The organism is Ruegeria sp. N10 (genome assembly GCF_056531545.1).
The window spans coordinates 1-17,568 of sequence record NZ_JBQFLY010000004.1; the positions used below are offsets into that span (position 1 = coordinate 1).

Genomic DNA, 17,568 nt, shown 5'->3' on the forward strand with positions numbered 1-17,568 from the left:
GCGGCTTCCTCCCTGAGAGATTTTCCAACGCGGGCCACGGTCGGCCCCAGTCCAAACCTTGCACTCTGGCCCGCATCAGAAAATCTTCATCGAGGCAGACGTTCGCTCACCTACGCTCAATGACTGCATTGCGGACAACGCTGCCATCCGCATTTTTTTCCAAAGGACCGCAGACAGCCCAAAACGGACATTCGCAATTAGACTTTGCAATTCCCGAGAAGCGTAGCAGATCAACCATTGGTCTTGTCAGAAGAACTTTGCTTGAACGGGGCAGGGCGGTTGCATAGCATTTAGGAATGACCAAACCTGCCTCCTTCAAATACTTCAAAACCAGCCCCGAAATCATCCGCCTGGCGGTGATGCTGTACATCCGATTTCCACTCTCGCTTCGGAATGTCGAAGATCTCCTGCATGAACGTGGGATCGATGTAAGCCATGAGACAGTCCGCTATTGGTGGAATAGGTTCGGCCCGATGTTCGCCGCTGAGATCAGACGGAAGCGTGTGCAGCAACTCCGAACCTTTTCAAAACGGAAGTGGCACGTGGACGAGGTCTTTGTGAAAGTGAATGGCAAACGGCATTATCTTTGGCGCGCTGTGGATGACGAAGGCGAGGTGCTGGAAGCAGTTGTAACGAAGCGCCGTAACAAAGCTGCAGCACTGAAATTTCTCAAGAAATTGATGAAGCGGCACGGCTGCGCCGAAGAGATCGTCACAGATCGCTTCGCTTCCTACAAGGCTGCCCTTAGAGATTTGGGTGCTCTCAAAAAACAACAGACGGGCAGGTGGCTAAACAACCGCGTCGAGAATTCGCACCTGCCGTTTCGACGACGCGAACGCGCGATGCAGCGTTTCAGGCGCATGCGAAGTCTACAGAAATTCGCCTCCGTCCATTCCTCCGTGTACAACCACTTCAACCAGGAAAGATCGCTAGCCAGCCGAGACTCCTTCAAGCAGACACGCACCGCCGCTCTTAGCGAGTGGCGTCAACTTTGTTCCGGATAGGTTCGCGGTTTTCGCGGCAAACTGAGACTGGTTCGAATTCGTCTGACAGCACCCCGATGATCATCATTCAGAGCCCGACCCTCGACATATTTTTTCAACATGGTGACAAGATCACCTCGGATATCGAAGTGACCTCTGAAGGGATCGTAGTGGTGCAAACATCTGACGATCCGGAAATAGCCAAAGCCATGCATATCCATGCGGCCGAAGTGAGCGCGATGGCGGATCGCGGCATGGACGCCGTCCACGAAATGATGATGACACGCGGCGGAAACGGGTAACGGATCCGCGCCAGTTAGGAGGCAAGATCATGAATGATCAGAAGTCAATCGAGATACACAACCAGAAAATGGCCGACGCGATAGCGACGCCGATTGGAAGCTACCCAGTTGATCTGAGCGTGAAGCCCGATGTTCAGGGTTTTTACGACGAGGCGACGGCGACGATCAGTTATATTGTTGCGGACCCGACCTCGAATGCCTGTGCGATTATCGATAGTGTCATGGATATCGATTATGCCGCTGGCCGCATTACGTTTGGCCATGCCGACATGCTGATTGCCGAGGTTGAGAAGAGGGGCCTCAAGCTGGAATGGATCATTGAGACCCACGCCCATGCCGACCACCTGTCAGCCGCGCCTTACATCCAGCAAAAGCTGGGCGGTAAGATCGGCATCGGTGAAAACATCAAGATCGTGCAAGACGTGTTTGGCAAAATCTTCAATGAAGGCACCGAATTTCAGCGGGATGGCAGCCAGTTTGATGCCCTGTTCGTCGATGGCATGACCTATAAGATCGGCAACATGACCGCCTTTACCATGCATACACCGGGCCACACACCCGCCTGCATGGTTCATGTTGTCGGGGATGCAGCCTTTGTGGGCGACACGTTGTTCATGCCTGATGGTGGCTCGGCGCGGGCCGATTTCCCCGGTGGCGACGCGGGGACATTATTTGACTCGATCCACAAGGTGCTCAGCCTGCCGGACGAAACCCGGTTGTTCATGTGTCACGATTATGGTCCCAACGGGCGTGACATCCAGTGGGAAACCACGGTGGCCGAGGAGAAGGCCCACAACATTCACGTGGGCGGTGGCAAGACTAGGGACGAGTTCATCAAGATGCGGTCCGAGCGCGACGCGACGCTGGCGATGCCGACGCTGATCGTACCTTCGATTCAGGTCAACATCCGGGCGGGCGGCATTCCAACGGACCAGGATGGGAACCAGATGCTCAAAGTCCCAGTCAACAAGCTCTGAACGCAAGAGGCACCCATGGACATCAGAAAGATATCAGGCGCAGTTTCGGTGTCGCCGCAGATTACGCCAAATGACATCGAGGCGATAAAAGGCGCGGGCTTTCGTGCCATCATTTGCAACCGTCCCGATGGCGAAGGTGCCGATCAGCCGACTTTCGAGGAGATCGAGGTAGCTGCGGAAAAACTGGGTCTCGAGGTGCGCTATGTTCCAGTGCAAACCGGGATCGTCAGGGACGAGGACGCCGAGGCCTTTGGCAGCGCGCTGACCGAGTTGCCGGGTCCGGTTCTGGCCTATTGCCGGACCGGCACGCGCTCGGCCACTTTGTGGTCGTTGAACGAGGCGGCGCACAAGCGTTCGGTATCCGAGATCCTGTCAGCCACCAAGGTCGCCGGTTATGACATGAGCGGCGTCGCCCGCCGCATTGCCAATGGTGGGAAAACGCCGACCGACACGGGCGACGCATCCTTCGACGTGGTTATCGTGGGCGGTGGGGCTGGCGGTATTGCCACTGCGGCCAGCCTGCACGCGCGCAAATCCGACCTGTCGATCGCCATCATTGATCCGTCTGACGTGCATTATTATCAGCCCGGCTGGACTTTGGTGGGTGGGGGTGTCTTCTCCGCAGAACAGACCGCCAAGACGATGGGATCCCTGATCCCGCGCGGGGTGAAGTGGATCAAGGCGGCAGTTGCTGCCTTCGAGCCGCTGAACAATGCCGTTATTCTGGATGGCTGTCGGGTGGTGAAATACGACCGTCTTGTCGTGTCTCCGGGGCTCAAGCTGGACTGGAGCGCGGTCGAAGGGCTGGAAGAAACCTTGGGCCGCAACGGGGTGACCTCGAATTACCGCTATGACCTGGCGCCCTACACTTGGCAGCTTGTCGAAGGGCTTAAGGAGGGCCGGGCGCTGTTCACGCAGCCGCCGATGCCGATCAAATGCGCGGGTGCGCCACAAAAAGCCCTATATCTGTCGGGCGATGCGTGGTTCCGGCGCGGCGTTCTGAAGGATATCGACATCCAGTTCATGAACGCAGGTGGCGTGCTGTTCGGGGTCAAGGACTATGTCCCGACGCTGATGGAGTACGTCAGGAAATACGACGCCTCGCTGAATTTCTTTCATAGTCTGGTGTCGGTAGATGGGGCGGCGAAAAAATCGACCTTTAAGGTTGAAATGCCGGACGCCGAGCCCGAGTTGGTCACAGTCGAGTTTGACATGATGCATGTCTGCCCGCCACAGGTCGCGCCGGACTTTATTCGCGTGTCGCCGCTGGCGGACGCGGCGGGCTGGGTCGATGTTGATCAGGCGACACTGCGCCACAAGAGCTTCGACAATATCTGGTCGCTGGGCGACGTGATGAACGCGCCCAACGCCAAAACCGCAGCGGCGGCGCGTAAACAGGCACCGACCGTGGCCGATAATATCGTGGCCGATATTCAGGGCCGCGGCCCGGTCGCCGCCTATGACGGCTATGGCTCGTGCCCGCTGACGGTCGAGCGCGGCAAGATCGTTCTGGCCGAGTTCGCCTATGGTGGGGTGATGACACCCAGCTTCCCGATATTCCTGATCGACGGAACCAAACCCAGCCGGTTGGCGTGGCTGTTGAAGGAGAAGCTGCTGCCCCCGATCTACTGGTCTGCGATGTTGAAGGGCAAAGAGTGGTTGGCCAAGCCCGAACCATTGAAGGTGGCGACCGATTAACACCTCTCGAAACTGACACCGGAAGAACCGGTTTAAGTTCTGGCCTGTCCCGCCTTCACCAAAAGTGCGACAGGCCAAGGTATGGCGGTCAGAGCCTCCCGCGCTCTGGCCGCCGCTTTCTCAGGACGTGAACCCATGCAGAGCCTTTTACGTTTCCTTCCTATTTTTGATTGGGGTCGCCAGTATAGCCGGGAGTCGCTGTCGAATGATCTGATCGCGGCTGTGATCGTCACGATCATGCTGATCCCACAGTCCTTGGCCTATGCCTTGCTGGCAGGGTTGCCGCCTGAGGCCGGGATCTATGCTTCGATTCTACCGATCATCCTTTATGCAGTTTTTGGCACCAGCCGGGCGTTGGCGGTGGGGCCCGTCGCGGTTGTGTCGCTGCTGACAGCCAGCGCCGTGGGGCAGGTGGCCGAGCAGGGCACAGCTGGATACATGGTGGCGGCACTGACACTGGCTTTCCTGTCGGGTGGGTTTCTGGTGCTGCTGGGCGTTTTTCGACTGGGCTTTCTGGCCAATTTCCTCAGCCATCCTGTCATCGCAGGCTTTATTACCGCGTCGGGTGTCCTGATTGCGACCAGCCAATTAAAGCACATTCTGGGTGTCAGCGCGCATGGGCATACCCTGCCAGGGATGCTGGGCTCAATCTTCGAAAACCTTGGGCAGACCAATTGGCTGACGGTAATCATCGGCGTGCTGGCCACTGCGTTCCTGTTTTGGGTGCGCAAGAACCTCAAACCCGCGTTGCGGCGCATGGGGGTGACGCCCCTGCTGGCTGACGTGCTGACCAAGGCCGGACCAGTTGCTGCTGTGGTGGTGACCACAGTTGTCGTCTGGGGGTTCGGGCTGGATGAGCAGGGCGTCAAGATCGTCGGCGACGTGCCCCAGAACCTGCCGCCACTGACTTTGCCGGGGCTGTCCTCGGACCTCATCGGTGCATTGCTGGTGCCTGCGATCCTGATCTCGATCATCGGTTTTGTCGAAAGCATCTCGGTTGCGCAGACGCTGGCTGCCAAGAAACGCCAGCGCGTGGACCCCGATCAGGAGTTGATCGGTCTGGGCGCAGCCAACCTGGGCGCGGCATTTACCGGCGGCTTTCCGGTCACCGGCGGGTTCTCACGCTCGGTCGTGAACTTCGATGCGGGGGCGGAAACCCCGGCGGCAGGCATATATACCGCTGGTGGTCTGGCGATTGCCGCGCTGTTCCTGACACCGCTGGTGTACTTTTTGCCCAAGGCCACCCTGGCCGCGACGATCATTGTTGCGGTGCTAAGCCTTGTGGACATGTCGATCCTGAAAAAGACCTGGGGATATTCGCGCGCCGATTTTACCGCCGTAGCCGCCACCATCGTTTTGACTTTGCTGGCCGGGGTCGAAACCGGTGTGGCCAGCGGCGTGGCGATTTCGATCCTTCTGCATCTCTACAAAACCTCGCGCCCGCATGTGGCCGAGGTCGGGCTTGTGCCGGGCACGCAGCACTTCCGCAATATCAATCGCCACAAAGTCGACACCGAGCCGTCACTTGTGACGCTGCGGGTGGATGAAAGCCTGTATTTCGTGAACGCCCGTTTCCTCGAAGACCTGATCCAAGCGCGAGTGACCGAGGGCTGCGAAATCCGCAACGTGGTTTTGATGTTCTCGGCGGTGAACGAGGTCGACTTTTCAGCCCTTGAAAGCCTTGAGGCCATCAACCACCGCCTGAGTGACATGGGCGTTGGTCTGCACCTGTCCGAAGTCAAAGGCCCCGTGATGGACCGCCTGAAACAGTCGCATTTCCTCGACGACCTCAACGGGCAAATCTTTCTCGCCCAGTACGACGCATGGCAGCGGTTGACCGCACCGGACAGGGTAACATCAGCGGCAGAGTAACCAGAGCCGAATTAGGGCCAGAATCCCGTGAGAAGTTCCGATGCGGGCTTAATACTCGGGTTCACCTTGAATAGGTGGGCTGCCTTGGGCCGCACTCATCCGCGTTCTGGAAGTTGTTTACTTCGACGTCAGATCAATAATGCAACGTAGCGAAATCGAGTGGAAGCGCATCAAAGCTTTGCCAGATTTGCTCACAATATTCGGACTGAGCAACTGCAAAACGAACCATCCTGATTGTCAGTTCCTGTGAAGGAAGTGTGCTGTCAGCGCGTTGAAGCTGACCTGTTGCCAGGGACGCAGCAACCAGAGAATGAGGTAACCAGGCAACGCCAATTCCATTGATGGCATATTGTTGCATCGCAAATGTCAGGGCCGTTTCAGCTCTGGTCACAAGTGTGGTTTCCTCTGGTAATCGCGGCGCGATTTTCCGAGCGAAAACTTGCCCCAGAAACACATCGGACGGATAGCCTATGACCGGAAGTGCCGCGCTGGTGATTTTGTTGCGAACAGAGGGTGCGCAAACGGGGATCAAAGTGTCCGCGCCAAGTGTCTTGGCTTCGAATGCGTCACCAATACTGCTTATTTCGTCGCCCGGAACCGAATACATGATCGCGAAATCGACCTGTTTTGAGATCAGGTTCAAAAGACATTCGTCCTGGTTCCCCGATCGCACGTGAATTGAGATATCGTCATTCTCGGTCAGCGTTTGCACGATCCTTGGCGAAATCGTGGTCGTCAAAGCATGTTGGCACACAAACGACAGTGACTTCCCGGTTTGGTCATTCGCTGTCTTCAGCACATGTCGCAGTTTGTGCAGCCGCGTACTAAGCTCTCTCAGTTCGGGCTCCAATGACTGAATGCCAGGCATAAGTGATACGGGCTTGCGGCGGCGGTCAAACAGGGTGGCTCCGACGCTGTTTTCGATAAGCCGTATACGCCGGGTGAAGGCCGATTGAGTGAGAAGCCGCTTTTCAGCGGCTCGTGTCAAGGAACCGCCATCCAAAACAGCCAAAATGTCATCGATCCATTCCAAGCGCATGGGGTTTAAATAGACCAAGCATTTCTAATATGCAATTCATGCAAGTTATGAGTTGAATTTCGAATTAGATACGCGGTTCAAGCGATGATAAATTGCCAAAAGTCAATGTTAGGAGCCTCCACATGCATCTCGCCCGCTTTCCCCGTGTGCACCTTGCCCATCTGCCGACGCCGTTGGAGCCGATGAAGAGGCTGTCCAAAGAACTGGGGGTGGAAATCTGGATCAAACGCGATGACTGCACCGGTATGTCGACCGGTGGCAACAAGACCCGAAAGCTGGAATTCCTGATGGCCGAAGCCGAGGCGCAGGGCGCGGATATGGTCATGACGCAAGGGGCGACACAAACCAACCACGGCCGACAGACAGCCGCTTTTGCAGCCAAGCTAGGATTTGATTGCCATATCCTGCTGGAAGATCGCACCGGTTATCAGGACGGAAACTACAACACCAACGGCAATGTCCTGTTGGATCACCTGCACGGTGCAACCACCGAAAAATTTCCTGGCGGGCATGACATGCCGGCCGAGATGGAAAAAGCAGCGGAAAAGAAAAGGGCAGAAGGACGCAACGTCTACGTCATTCCCGGTGGTGGATCAAACCCGACAGGTGCCCTTGGCTATGTGAATGCAGCTTTTGAGCTTTTGGGTCAAGCCAACGACCGCGGTTTGAGAATTGACCGGCTGGTGCACGCGACCGGCTCTTCGGGAACGCAGGCAGGGCTGGTGACCGGCATGTGCGCCATGAACGCGAAGGTGCCGGTTCTGGGGATCGGGACCAGGGCGCCCCAGCCTAATCAGGAACAAATGGTTTACGATCTAGCCTGTAAAACAGCCGAGAAGCTGGGATGCGCAGGCGTCGTGAACCGCGAAGACGTGATGGCCAATACAGATTACGTCGGACAGGGTTACGGCTTGCCTACCGAAAGTGGTATCGAGGCAATCCGGATGTTTGCCGAGCTGGAGGGGATACTTTTGGATCCCTGCTATTCGGCAAAAGGTGCGGCAGGTCTTATTGATCTTGCACGCAAAGGCGAGTTCCAGGACCAGCGAGTCGTATTCCTGCATACCGGCGGTGCAGCGGCGCTGGGAGGGTATGACTTTGTATTTGACCATCAGAACCGCTGGGTCAATATCTGACCAATGACGCGGGCGCCGATCGGTATTCTTGGTGGCATGGGTCCCGAGGCGACTATCCTCCTCCAGCGCAAGTTGGTGGAGGCAGTGCCGGCAAGCGATGATCGCGACCATATACCCTTGTTGATCGATATGAACCCGCAGGTGCCGTCTCGCATTGCTCACTTGATTGACGGAACGGGCGAGGATCCGGGGCCTGTGCTTGCCGCGATGGCACGTCGTCTTCAAGCTGCCGGGGCTGTGGCATTGGCCATGCCGTGCAACACAGCACATTACTATGCTGCTGCGATTACGGATGCCGCGACTATTCCCTTGTTGAACATGGTGGAACTGGCAGTGGATCGTGCCGACCGGACAATCGGACCGGGTGGGTGTATCGGGATGTTGGCGTCGCCCGCGCTGCGGCGCGTAGGTCTTTTCGACACGGCGTTTCAAGCGCGGGGAATGTCAGTTGTCTGGCCAGCAGATGAGGGCAAGATGCTCGCGGCCATCCGCAGGATCAAGGCCGGTGATCCTTACAATGAGGCACGCGAAACTCTGAATACCGTATCTGCGGAACTGATTGGTGCCGGGGCAGATATGCAACTTATCGCGTGTTCAGAGCTGTCGTTAATCGCCGACAGTGTCGCCGCGGACGTAATAGCCGTTGATACGATTGACCTGTTGGTTGATGCGATCATCGCGTTTTCCCAAGCAAATCGCACCCACTCTTGATCCTGCTGAAAGTGGGGCAAGTGATAAGGCTGGAAGGCAGCGCTGCTGTGCAGTTGTGATCGTTGATCGTCTTGCAGATCACCTCAGCGCATAACAAATGGGTTCGACATCGGTTTGTCCGATGTATTCAGCCAAACGGTCTTGGTTCGCGTGTAATCGTGAATGGCCTCCAATCCCGCTTCCCTGCCATAACCGGATTGATTGAAACCGCCAAAGGGCGCGATGGGTGAGACGGCGCGGTAGGTGTTGATCCAGCAGATGCCCGATTTCAGGCGTGATGAAACACGGTGAGCACGGGCGACATTTTCGGTGAAGATACCCGAGCCAAGCCCGAACGGCGTGTCATTGGCCAGGGCGATTGCCTCTTCTTCAGTGTCGAAGGGCAGCAAGGACATGACGGGGCCGAACATTTCCACCTTCAGGGTCTCCGTCTCGGCATTGGTGCATTCCACCAGCGTTGGGGCCATGAAATAACCTGACCGATCCAGTGGCGCGCCACCGAAACGAATACGTGCGCCCTGTTCCTTGGCCTTGGCCAGCGTCGCCTGAATTCTGACAATCTGAGCTTTTGTGCACAGCGGGCCAATGTGTGTTTCAGGTTTCAATGGATCGCCGATGACAATGCCCGTCATCTTTTCTTCGATTTTGGCGATAAGGGATTCCATTAGGGGGCGATGGATCAGCCCGCGCGATCCTGCGACGCAGCTTTGACCTGAAGCGCCGAAATTACCCGCGATCAGTCCGTTGGCCGCACCATCCAGATTGGCATCATCGAAAACCATGATCGGGGATTTTCCACCCAATTCCAACGTGGTTACAGCAAAGTTTTCCGCCGAGTTGCGCACCACATGGCGCGCCGTTTCCGGCCCGCCAGTAAACGCGATGCGGTCCACGTCAGGGTGTCGGGTGAGAGGGATCGCACAGTTCTCGGCGTCCCCGGTAATGACGGAAACGACGCCGGGTGGGAATCCCGCTTTGTCAATCAAGCGGGCGAACTCCAGCATTGGGGCGGGCGCAATCTCTGATGCCTTCAGCACAACCGAGCACCCCGCGGCCAGAGCTGGCCCAAGCTTGGTAGCCGTCAGAAACATCTGCGCGTTCCAGGGGACAATTGCGACCACCACGCCAATGGGCTCGCGCCGCGTAAAGACATGCATGTCCGGTTTGTCGATCGGCAGGACCGCGCCTTCGATTTTGTCCGCCAGCCCCGCATAGTAGCGATAATAATCGCCGACATAAGCCGTTTGGGTCGCGGTTTCCGCCAGCAGCTTGCCGCTGTCCTTCGTCTCGACCTCGCCAAGGCGTCCTGCGTTCTGTTCGATCAGTTCCGCAAGCCGGAACAACAGTTTGCCACGCGCGGTTTGCGTCATGTCCCGCCACGCCGGTTCGTCAAGTGACCGGCGCGCTGCAGAAACGGCACGCTCTACGTCTTCGGGTGCGGCGCAGGCGAAACTGGCCCATTCCTCGCCCGTCGCGGGGTTCAATGAGGTCATCACTTGCCCACGTGCCCCTTCGGTCCAAGTGCCGTCGATAAAAAGCTGGAAATGTGGCTTATGGTGCATTGCGGCCCCTTACTGAAACTTTGGCATTACATCGTCGATGAAACGGGCAAGCGATGCGCGTTTGCGTTCGAAGCTCATGCCGCTGTCGATCCAAAACGAGTATTCATCATATCCAAGGTCTTCATAGCGTTTCAGACGCTCTGTCACTCCGTCTGCTGTGCCGATTGTCAGATCGCGTGCAAGGTTTTCGGGTGCCATCATTGCGTTGGCTGCCATTTCTTCTTCGGTCAGAGCCTGAATCAATCCCTGTCGGACTGGTCGCTTGTTTTGGAACCACGCGCCGAAATAGTTGTAGAACCGGGACAAATCCCGCGCAGCCCGATCCAGTTCAGCGTCATCGCGCCCGACATAGGTGTGGTGAAGCAGCATGATCTTGGGGCGCGCTCCGCCGTGATTGGCGCAGGCGGTCTCAAAACGGGTCATCAGTGTCTCGATTTCTTCGATGCCTTGCCAGAGCGGGGTGACCTGAATGTTGAACCCGTTCTGAACGCCGAACTCGTGGCTGTTCGGATCCCGCGCGGCAATCCAGATGGGTGGCCCGCCGAGCTGCACCGGCTTTGGCGCCGAACTGGTGGCGGGAAACTGAAAGAACGCTCCGTCATGCGCGCAGTCGCCTTCCCACAATTTGGGCAGCAGAGGAGCGATCTCTCGCATTCGCTGACCGGCGGTCCATGCGTCCAGACCGGGCATAAGCCGCTCATATTCATAAGAGTAGGCACCGCGCGCTATGCCCAGTTCGATCCGGCCACCGGTCATGATATCCGCCGCGGCTGCCTCTCCCGCCAGTTTGATCGGATGCCAGAACGGTGCGATCACAGTGCCGGTGCCAAGGCGCACGTTTTTGGTATGATGCGCGATGTCCACCAGCGACATCAGCGGGTTGGGTGCGATGGTGAAATCCATCCCGTGGTGTTCACCGGTCCAGACCGCACGCATCCCTGCCTGATCAGCCATCTTGCACAGCTCGATGAACTCTTCATACAACTTCTCATGCGACTCTTCGGGGCCCAGCCGTTCCATATGGGCAAAAAGGGAAAACTCCATTCCTCAGGTCCTTTCCGACAGGCTGTGCACATCGCCCCGCTGGGCGTCACCCAGATAAAGCGAGAAATTGCGGGTTTGGCTTTCCAGCGCAAAACGAGCCATCATGGTGGCGATGGGTGCTGACGCGTAAGGTAGGGTCGCCAGGTCTTTGGTTGCGACTGCGTGAAACGGGCCATGCCGGGGCAGGGCGGGCGCAGACGCAAGAATGTAAACATGGTGCGTGGTGGCATCGTCATAGACGGAATACGCGACGCCAAGGTGTGCATTGATACCCCTTGCCGTCAGGTTCTGCATAAGGCTGCTTCGCAGATCTTGCCGATCTGACAGCGTAACTTGCGGCGGGCGGAAACCGGCATCTGTTTTCTCCAGAAAGACGTGCCCGTCCTGCTCGATGATCGCGCCACAGACCACATTTCGCCCGGATGGTTCCAGCGCGCCACGCTCCAGTCCGAGGCTGAAATACTGCCCGTTCGCATAGCCAAGTCCGGTGGCATCGTCCTGAGAATACGTTTCGACCTGACCGATCAAAACGCAATGGTCGCCGGCTTCGACAACCTGATGAGTGCGGCAGGAAAACGTTGCGACTGCCCCCCTGATCAAAGGGACGTCATTCGTATCAAAGTAGTGATCGACTTTGGCAAATCGATCACCTTTGAACCCGGCAAACGTATTGGATACGTTTTCCTGCCCCTCGGCCAGAATGTTCACCGCGAAACGGGCGCAGGTTGCAAAAACGTTGAAAGAAGACAGGTTTTTTCCCGGACAGACCAAAAGCAGCGGCGGGTCGAGAGAAACCGAAGTGAAGGAATTGGCCGTAAAGCCAAGTGGATTGCCTGCGTCATCACGCGTCGTCACAACCGTCACACCGGTCATGAACCGACCGAATGCACGACGAAGGTCACGAGGATCAAGCGCGGTCATGGGCGCAGCTCACTCAGAAAGCTGGAAATCGCAGCGTTGACCTGATCTGCATGCGTCATCGGCATCATATGTGCAGCGCCTTCAATGATTTGCGCGCGCCCGTTCATCGCGGCGTCCGCCATGGCGCGTGACATCTCCGGGGTTGAATTGGGCTCAAGACTGCCGGTTAGAAAAAGCGCCGGGCAGCTTAGTTTCTCCAACGCATCACGTCGGGGGCACTGGCTGTGGGCGAAGACGGAATAGGCCGTTTTATACGCAGCCGGGTCCATGGCCGTCAGCCATCTACGGCAGGCATCGCGCTCAGCCGAGGCGACATCTCCGAACCATCGATGCAATGTGCTGGTGGGATCAGCGATCGTCTTGCCATCCAGCTGCGCCGCACGGTCGCGCACGGCCTGTGCCGCATTCGCGGCTCTCTCAAAAACCGCGTTCAATGCGACGACCCCACAAACCCGGTCTGACGCTTTGGTGGCAAGATCAAGCGCGATCATGGCCCCCATCGAGTGGCCAACCAAAACGACCGGACGACTCAGGCAGTCCAGAACACCCCGAGCCGCTTCGGTGTACGCCGAAAGCCCGATGCTGAGGTCAGTTAATGGGCTGTCTCCGTGACCGGGCATGTCCGGAGCGGTCATGCAACCCTCGGACTCAAGCCCGTCCAATTGCGCACCCCAGGCTTCAGCCCGTAAACCAACACCATGCAACAGAAGGATATTCTGACCCGAACCAGTCTGGATAGCCGCCAGCCCGCCGATCTCAGACCGCGGCCGGGTTGTCCAGGTCATGGCCCAAATCCTTGAGATCCTGATAACGGTCACCGATACGGTGGTGCGGTCTGCCCGAGGTTGCTGCACCTAATACGACCACAACTTCGTCATCGCGCGGTGCGTCAGAAATTGAGAACTGAATTGTCAGGTAGTGTGACCGCCGCCCGGCATCGTTTTTATCCATCAACGGCACCATAATCGGCGCATTTGCCGGACCACGTGTGTTGGTGAACGCCAGATAGGATTTCGCACCGACGGCCTCGCGGTAGTGATTGCCAAAGCGCAACGTGTGAATAAGGCCCGAAGCGTGCTCGACCTCACCATTCAGCCCGACCACGGCGGCTTTGCCATAGGCTTCGATTGCCGCACCACTCCCTGCCAGTTTGATCATACGTTTCGCCATCATCTCACCCAGAACAGGGCCATAGGCCTGTATTTCGGGTTTAAGGTCTTCCACAAACCGTCCTGCCCAGGGGTTGTGAACCACTGCGGCCACGGCAAACATGTGCCATGGGGTTTTGGCGGCTCGGAAGCCCTCGACAAGGACCTCCTCATCGTAGGTGACGATCTTACGTATTTCCGGTTGCATCAAAGCTCTCCTGTCGCGCTCGCAAACGTTAAAAACGGACAGGGTTTTTGACAAATGATTGAATTATGTGCTTTGCCATTAAAAAGATTAATGGACAGCTTGACCAAATGGGTAAATCTCTTCCACCACTGACCTGGTTCCGATCCTTCGAGGCGGCTGCACGAACGCTTAGCTTTACGGCGGCTGCCGAAGAGATTGGCTTGACGCAATCGGCGGTCAGTCAGCAGGTGAAATCGCTCGAGATGCGTTTGGGGACAGCTCTTTTTGTGAGGCACCCCAGAAGCTTGGCGCTGACGGATGCGGGGCGTAAACTATTGCCCGAGGTTGGCAGCGCGCTTGAAGCGCTTGCCGCGGCTGCCGGGCGCGTGGACGCCAGCGCGTCCGGAGACATCTTGACCGTCGCCACGTCTGTTAGCATCGCCCAGTGGGTTATTGCCCCATATCTGTCAGATTTTACCAGACGCCATCCTGAAGTTCGCGTTCGGCTTCTCAGTGCGATCTGGCCCGACGATTTCCACGCATCCCACGCTGATGTTCAGGTTAGGTTCGGATCAAAGAAACAGGTGGGACAGGGCGCTGTCCGCCTGATGCCTGACCGTCTGGTTGCCGTGAAATCTCCGACGGTCGCGGGCGGCGTGTTTGACCTGCCTCTGATCGAGGCTGTCGGGACATCAAGTGGGTGGGGCACATGGTTTGAAAAACAGGGCTTGCGCCGCCAACCTGGTGTTTTTGTCGATACATTTGGGATGGCACTGCAACTGGCCGTTCACGACAGCGGTGTCGCGTTGGTCAGCGAATTACTGACGACCCATGCGATTGCCGCAGGTCTGGTCATACGCGCGCATGAATGTTCGGTTGACAGCAACGAAGGCTATTACCTCTCGTCAAACGCCGCCAATCCGGCTGCCCGGTTGTTTCACGACTGGGTGTTGGCCCTGATAACAGAACAGACCCCGAAGGTCGTCGACGTCTCTGGCTGACGGCAGAGGTTGATTGACAGTGTTCCATCGATAGGGTCACGTCACCAGATGAACAATTGGGGGAGGGCGTATGCAGATCATCAACAATCCACATCGGGGGGGCCAAAAGCTTGCACCGTCTGCGCCGTATCCTTCTACAAACGCTGCCCGTGTTGCAGACTTGATTTCTCGGTGCCCTGTCGCGAAAGAAACGCCATTGGTTGATGCCGGGAAACTGGCCCTTGTAGCCAGGCTTTGGGTAAAGGATGAGCGGGCGCGGATGAACCTTGGTTCGTTCAAAGCTTTAGGGGCAGCCTATGTAATTGCGCGTCATGCGGTCGAGAAGACAGGCGAGCCGGGTGAACAAGCTCTGGCAGGCGCAACCTATGTGACTGCCAGCGCCGGGAACCACGGCATGAGTGTTGCGGCTGGTGCCAGAGTTTTCGGTGCGAAGGCTGTTGTTTACATTGCTGAAACTGTGCCCGAAACCTTTGCGGAACGTCTGAAAGGCCAAAAAGCCGAAGTTGTTCGAAGTGGTGCTGACTATGCCGCCAGCATGGAGGCCGCGAAAACGGCTGCCGAAGACAACGGATGGATATTGCTGTCGGACAGTTCGTGGGATGGATATTATGACCTGCCATGGACGCTCATGGAAGGATATCTGCAAATGGCGGCAGAGGCTGTCAGGCAGTGCCCTGAGATTCCGACGCATATTCTGTTGCAAGCAGGCGTGGGCGGGCTGGCCGGTGCCGTTGCTGCCTATGCACGACACATCTGGGGCGACGCACCGAAGATCGTTGTGGTTGAACCCGAAGCGGCGCCCGCGTTGCAGGCCAGCATAGTTGCCGGAAAATGTGTTTTCGCGGATGGCCCGGACAGCATCATGGGGCGTCTGGACTGCAAGGAACCGTCGTTGATCGCGTTAAACGGATTGGCCCGCGACACAGACCTGTTCCTGACCCTTTCAGATGACGATGTGGCGACAAAGCTTGACGCGATGGCAAAGGTCGGGCTGGCCACCACGGCGTCAGGCGGGGCAGGCCTTGCGGCGGTGATGAACGAAACCGCACGGAAAGCCATGGGGATCGACGAAAACTCACGCGTGTTGTGCTTTCTGTCGGAGATCGCGGAATGAGAGGGTTCGATCAGACAGAGTTCGAGGCGCGCACCAAACGCGCGCAGGAGCTGATGCGAGCCGCGGATTTGTCGGCGCTGCTGCTGACCACAGAAACTGATGTGCGTTACTTTACCGGCTATCTGACCCGATTTTGGGAAAGCCCAACCCGGCCATGGTTTCTGGTCGTACCGGCCACGGGCAAACCGGTGGCCGTGATCCCTTCGATCGGGGCCGCGCTCATGGGGCAGACCTGGATCGATGACATCCGAACCTGGAGCGCGCCCGATTTGCAGGACGACGGTATCTCGCTTCTGGCCGATGTCCTGGCCGAACTGACACCCGTTTCAGGCAATGTCGGAATGCCGGACGGCCATGAGACTCATGTGCGTATGCCCATGGCGGACATTGAACGCTTGCGCGGCGCTCTCGGCACGCGACGCATCACCGGAGATCAGGGTATCCTGCGCCGGTTGCGCATGATCAAATCCGAGGCTGAAATTGCGAAGATCCAAACAGCCTGCGATATCGCTGGACGCGCGTTCGCCCGCGTGCCCGAGGTTGCCCGCGCAGGAGTGCCTTTGGACACGGTTTTTCGCCGGTTCCAGATGCTCTGCCTTGAGGAAGGGGCCGATTGGGTGCCGTATCTTGCAGGCGGGGCAGAGCAGGGCGGCTACAGTGATGTAATATCACCTGCAACTTCGGCGCCGTTGGAACCTGGCGACGTACTTATGCTGGATACAGGTCTGGTTTGGGATGGCTATTTCTGTGATTTTGATCGCAATTGGTCTGTAGGCCCAGCCCGGCCTGAGGTGAGATCAGCGCACGCCCGACTGGTGGAAGCCTCAGATGCCGCGTTCGAAATCGCCCGACCCGGTGCAACAGCCTCAGATTTGTTCCATGCTATGAACAAGGTGCTTACCAAAGATGCTGAAGGCACAGATGCAGGGCGGCTGGGTCATGGGTTGGGGATGTCACTGACAGAATGGCCATCCATTATTCCGGCAGACCAGACCGTGCTGGAACCCGGCATGGTTTTGACACTGGAGCCGGGCATCGCCGTTGGTACAAAAATACTTGTCCATGAAGAAAACATTGTCATCACCGAAGGCGCTCCATGTTTTCTTAGCCCGCGTATCGGGCCAGAGGTGATCGAGATATGACCCGAATACATTACGCCCTTGATGAGGACGATCCCAAGGCCACCCCACTTGGTCTGATCGTGTTGCAGACTGATGAAACGTTGGAGCCTGAGTTCAGCTCGTATTTTTCGGACCGCAAGTATCCAATCTACGTGACGCGTATTCCCAGCGGGATTGAGGTGACGACGGAAAGCCTTGCGGAAATGGAGAAGGCGCTGCCAGCCGCCGCCGGATTGCTGCCCAGCGCGCGACCTTATCGCGTTGTCGGGTACGGGTGCACGTCTGCAAGCTCGGTTATCGGGTCCGACCGTGTAGCGGAACTTGTTAAACAGACATGCCAGACCGCCGAAGTTACAAACCCTTTGCGTGCGGCTACGGCCTGTGCGCGACACCTGGGAGTTTCGAAATTCGCGCTGCTGTCGCCCTATATTGAAGAGGTAAACCTTCCCCTGCGCCGGGCCTTTGCACAAGGCGGAGTGGAGATGGATGTTTTTGGGACATTCGGGGAATCAGAAGAGGCCAAAGTTGTTCGGATTTCGGTGCAATCCGTCATCGACGCTGCCACGAAACTGGGCTCGGACCCGTCGGTTGATGCGGTTTTTCTGAGTTGTACAAACCTTCGCACGCAACAGGCTATTCCTGAGATACGCGCTCGTATCGGCAAGCCGGTTCTGTCCAGTAATCAAAGTCTTGCGTGGCATATGCGGGTTCTGAACGAAGCCGGGTGAGCTGTTAAATCCCGATATTGTGTA

General features: G+C 57.3%; 17 protein-coding genes. 11 read left to right on the top strand and 6 right to left on the bottom strand.

Annotated features, from left to right (window positions below; genetic code table 11):
* Positions 1 to 296: 296 nt before the first annotated feature.
* The 5 genes from ACR0JI_RS07355 (at position 297) to ACR0JI_RS07375 (ending at position 5,832) form a co-directional block, all read left to right on the top strand.
* A complete protein-coding gene (locus tag ACR0JI_RS07355; RefSeq protein ID WP_170442133.1) occupies positions 297 to 1,004 on the top strand; it encodes an IS6 family transposase in 708 nt (235 codons plus the stop codon).
* Between the two features lie 56 nt (positions 1,005 to 1,060).
* Positions 1,061 to 1,285, top strand: coding sequence for a hypothetical protein (locus ACR0JI_RS07360; protein WP_480493553.1), 225 nt, complete (start codon positions 1,061 to 1,063; stop codon positions 1,283 to 1,285).
* Positions 1,286 to 1,377: 92 nt separating this feature from the next.
* Complete coding sequence (locus ACR0JI_RS07365; RefSeq protein ID WP_480493564.1) at positions 1,378 to 2,262, top strand: MBL fold metallo-hydrolase; 885 nt, start codon at positions 1,378 to 1,380, stop codon at positions 2,260 to 2,262.
* A 15-nt stretch (positions 2,263 to 2,277) separates the two neighbouring features.
* The gene (locus tag ACR0JI_RS07370; protein WP_480493551.1) at positions 2,278 to 3,960 is read left to right on the top strand and encodes a bifunctional protein tyrosine phosphatase family protein/NAD(P)/FAD-dependent oxidoreductase; all 1,683 of its coding nucleotides are present in this window, start codon (positions 2,278 to 2,280) and stop codon (positions 3,958 to 3,960) included.
* A gap of 135 nt (positions 3,961 to 4,095) precedes the next feature.
* Positions 4,096 to 5,832, top strand: a complete 1,737-nt coding sequence (locus tag ACR0JI_RS07375; RefSeq protein ID WP_480493549.1) for a SulP family inorganic anion transporter — start codon at positions 4,096 to 4,098, stop codon at positions 5,830 to 5,832.
* Positions 5,833 to 5,965: 133 nt separating this feature from the next.
* Here ACR0JI_RS07375 and ACR0JI_RS07380 read toward each other — a convergent pair whose 3' ends face one another.
* On the bottom strand, positions 5,966 to 6,871 hold the full coding sequence (locus tag ACR0JI_RS07380; protein ID WP_480476286.1) for a LysR family transcriptional regulator: 906 nt from the start codon (positions 6,869 to 6,871) through the stop codon (positions 5,966 to 5,968).
* 122 nt (positions 6,872 to 6,993) lie between these two features.
* Here ACR0JI_RS07380 and cuyA point away from each other — a divergent pair, with 122 nt between their 5' ends.
* A complete protein-coding gene (gene cuyA / locus ACR0JI_RS07385) occupies positions 6,994 to 8,007 on the top strand; it encodes a D-cysteate sulfo-lyase (RefSeq protein ID WP_480493547.1) in 1,014 nt (337 codons plus the stop codon).
* A 3-nt stretch (positions 8,008 to 8,010) separates the two neighbouring features.
* Positions 8,011 to 8,718, top strand: coding sequence for a cysteate racemase (gene cuyB, locus ACR0JI_RS07390; RefSeq protein ID WP_480493545.1), 708 nt, complete (start codon positions 8,011 to 8,013; stop codon positions 8,716 to 8,718).
* A gap of 83 nt (positions 8,719 to 8,801) precedes the next feature.
* On the opposite strand, the gene ACR0JI_RS07395 is transcribed toward cuyB, so the two are convergent.
* From ACR0JI_RS07395 to ACR0JI_RS07415, 5 genes are read right to left on the bottom strand one after another with little or no spacing between them, the layout of a single operon-like run.
* A complete protein-coding gene (locus ACR0JI_RS07395; RefSeq protein ID WP_480493543.1) occupies positions 8,802 to 10,280 on the bottom strand; it encodes an aldehyde dehydrogenase in 1,479 nt (492 codons plus the stop codon).
* 9 nt (positions 10,281 to 10,289) lie between these two features.
* The gene (locus ACR0JI_RS07400; protein WP_480493541.1) at positions 10,290 to 11,324 is read right to left on the bottom strand and encodes an LLM class flavin-dependent oxidoreductase; all 1,035 of its coding nucleotides are present in this window, start codon (positions 11,322 to 11,324) and stop codon (positions 10,290 to 10,292) included.
* Between the two features lie 3 nt (positions 11,325 to 11,327).
* Positions 11,328 to 12,245 carry a flavin reductase family protein gene (locus ACR0JI_RS07405; RefSeq protein WP_480493539.1) on the bottom strand — a complete coding sequence of 306 codons (918 nt, stop codon included), beginning with the start codon at positions 12,243 to 12,245 and terminating at the stop codon, positions 11,328 to 11,330.
* Complete coding sequence (locus ACR0JI_RS07410) at positions 12,242 to 13,030, bottom strand: alpha/beta fold hydrolase (RefSeq protein WP_480493537.1); 789 nt, start codon at positions 13,028 to 13,030, stop codon at positions 12,242 to 12,244. Before ACR0JI_RS07410 ends, ACR0JI_RS07405 begins: the two co-directional genes overlap by 4 nt.
* Complete coding sequence (locus ACR0JI_RS07415) at positions 13,002 to 13,601, bottom strand: amino acid synthesis family protein (protein WP_480493536.1); 600 nt, start codon at positions 13,599 to 13,601, stop codon at positions 13,002 to 13,004. Before ACR0JI_RS07415 ends, ACR0JI_RS07410 begins: the two co-directional genes overlap by 29 nt.
* Before the next feature lie 107 nt (positions 13,602 to 13,708).
* On the opposite strand from ACR0JI_RS07415, the gene ACR0JI_RS07420 reads away from it, so the two are divergent.
* The 4 genes from ACR0JI_RS07420 to ACR0JI_RS07435 all read left to right on the top strand — a co-directional run bounded on the left by ACR0JI_RS07420 (position 13,709) and on the right by ACR0JI_RS07435 (position 17,544).
* Complete coding sequence (locus tag ACR0JI_RS07420; protein ID WP_480493535.1) at positions 13,709 to 14,581, top strand: LysR family transcriptional regulator; 873 nt, start codon at positions 13,709 to 13,711, stop codon at positions 14,579 to 14,581.
* A gap of 70 nt (positions 14,582 to 14,651) precedes the next feature.
* Entirely contained in the window at positions 14,652 to 15,695 is a 1,044-nt protein-coding gene (locus tag ACR0JI_RS07425; RefSeq protein ID WP_480493534.1) for a pyridoxal-phosphate dependent enzyme, read from the top strand.
* Positions 15,692 to 16,837, top strand: coding sequence for a M24 family metallopeptidase (locus tag ACR0JI_RS07430; RefSeq protein WP_480493532.1), 1,146 nt, complete (start codon positions 15,692 to 15,694; stop codon positions 16,835 to 16,837). Before ACR0JI_RS07425 ends, ACR0JI_RS07430 begins: the two co-directional genes overlap by 4 nt.
* Positions 16,834 to 17,544: a maleate cis-trans isomerase family protein gene (locus ACR0JI_RS07435; protein WP_480476306.1), complete on the top strand. Its 711-nt coding sequence runs from the start codon at positions 16,834 to 16,836 to the stop codon at positions 17,542 to 17,544. Before ACR0JI_RS07430 ends, ACR0JI_RS07435 begins: the two co-directional genes overlap by 4 nt.
* Positions 17,545 to 17,568 lie beyond the last annotated feature (24 nt).

What these genes read in the sequence shown, in the direction of transcription:
- ACR0JI_RS07395 (WP_480493543.1), bottom strand. Translation starts at nt 10,280, where the DNA reads ATGCACCATAAGCCACATTTCCAGCTTTTTATCGACGGCACTTGGACC.
- ACR0JI_RS07370 (WP_480493551.1), top strand. Translation starts at nt 2,278, where the DNA reads ATGGACATCAGAAAGATATCAGGCGCAGTTTCGGTGTCGCCGCAGATT.
- ACR0JI_RS07375 (WP_480493549.1), top strand. Translation starts at nt 4,096, where the DNA reads ATGCAGAGCCTTTTACGTTTCCTTCCTATTTTTGATTGGGGTCGCCAG.
- ACR0JI_RS07415 (WP_480493536.1), bottom strand. Translation starts at nt 13,601, where the DNA reads ATGCAACCGGAAATACGTAAGATCGTCACCTACGATGAGGAGGTCCTT.
- ACR0JI_RS07355 (WP_170442133.1), top strand. Translation starts at nt 297, where the DNA reads ATGACCAAACCTGCCTCCTTCAAATACTTCAAAACCAGCCCCGAAATC.
- ACR0JI_RS07410 (WP_480493537.1), bottom strand. Translation starts at nt 13,030, where the DNA reads ATGACCTGGACAACCCGGCCGCGGTCTGAGATCGGCGGGCTGGCGGCT.
- ACR0JI_RS07360 (WP_480493553.1), top strand. Translation starts at nt 1,061, where the DNA reads ATGATCATCATTCAGAGCCCGACCCTCGACATATTTTTTCAACATGGT.
- ACR0JI_RS07420 (WP_480493535.1), top strand. Translation starts at nt 13,709, where the DNA reads ATGGGTAAATCTCTTCCACCACTGACCTGGTTCCGATCCTTCGAGGCG.
- ACR0JI_RS07405 (WP_480493539.1), bottom strand. Translation starts at nt 12,245, where the DNA reads ATGACCGCGCTTGATCCTCGTGACCTTCGTCGTGCATTCGGTCGGTTC.
- ACR0JI_RS07425 (WP_480493534.1), top strand. Translation starts at nt 14,652, where the DNA reads ATGCAGATCATCAACAATCCACATCGGGGGGGCCAAAAGCTTGCACCG.
- cuyA (WP_480493547.1), top strand. Translation starts at nt 6,994, where the DNA reads ATGCATCTCGCCCGCTTTCCCCGTGTGCACCTTGCCCATCTGCCGACG.
- cuyB (WP_480493545.1), top strand. Translation starts at nt 8,011, where the DNA reads ATGACGCGGGCGCCGATCGGTATTCTTGGTGGCATGGGTCCCGAGGCG.
- ACR0JI_RS07380 (WP_480476286.1), bottom strand. Translation starts at nt 6,871, where the DNA reads ATGCGCTTGGAATGGATCGATGACATTTTGGCTGTTTTGGATGGCGGT.
- ACR0JI_RS07435 (WP_480476306.1), top strand. Translation starts at nt 16,834, where the DNA reads ATGACCCGAATACATTACGCCCTTGATGAGGACGATCCCAAGGCCACC.
- ACR0JI_RS07430 (WP_480493532.1), top strand. Translation starts at nt 15,692, where the DNA reads ATGAGAGGGTTCGATCAGACAGAGTTCGAGGCGCGCACCAAACGCGCG.
- ACR0JI_RS07400 (WP_480493541.1), bottom strand. Translation starts at nt 11,324, where the DNA reads ATGGAGTTTTCCCTTTTTGCCCATATGGAACGGCTGGGCCCCGAAGAG.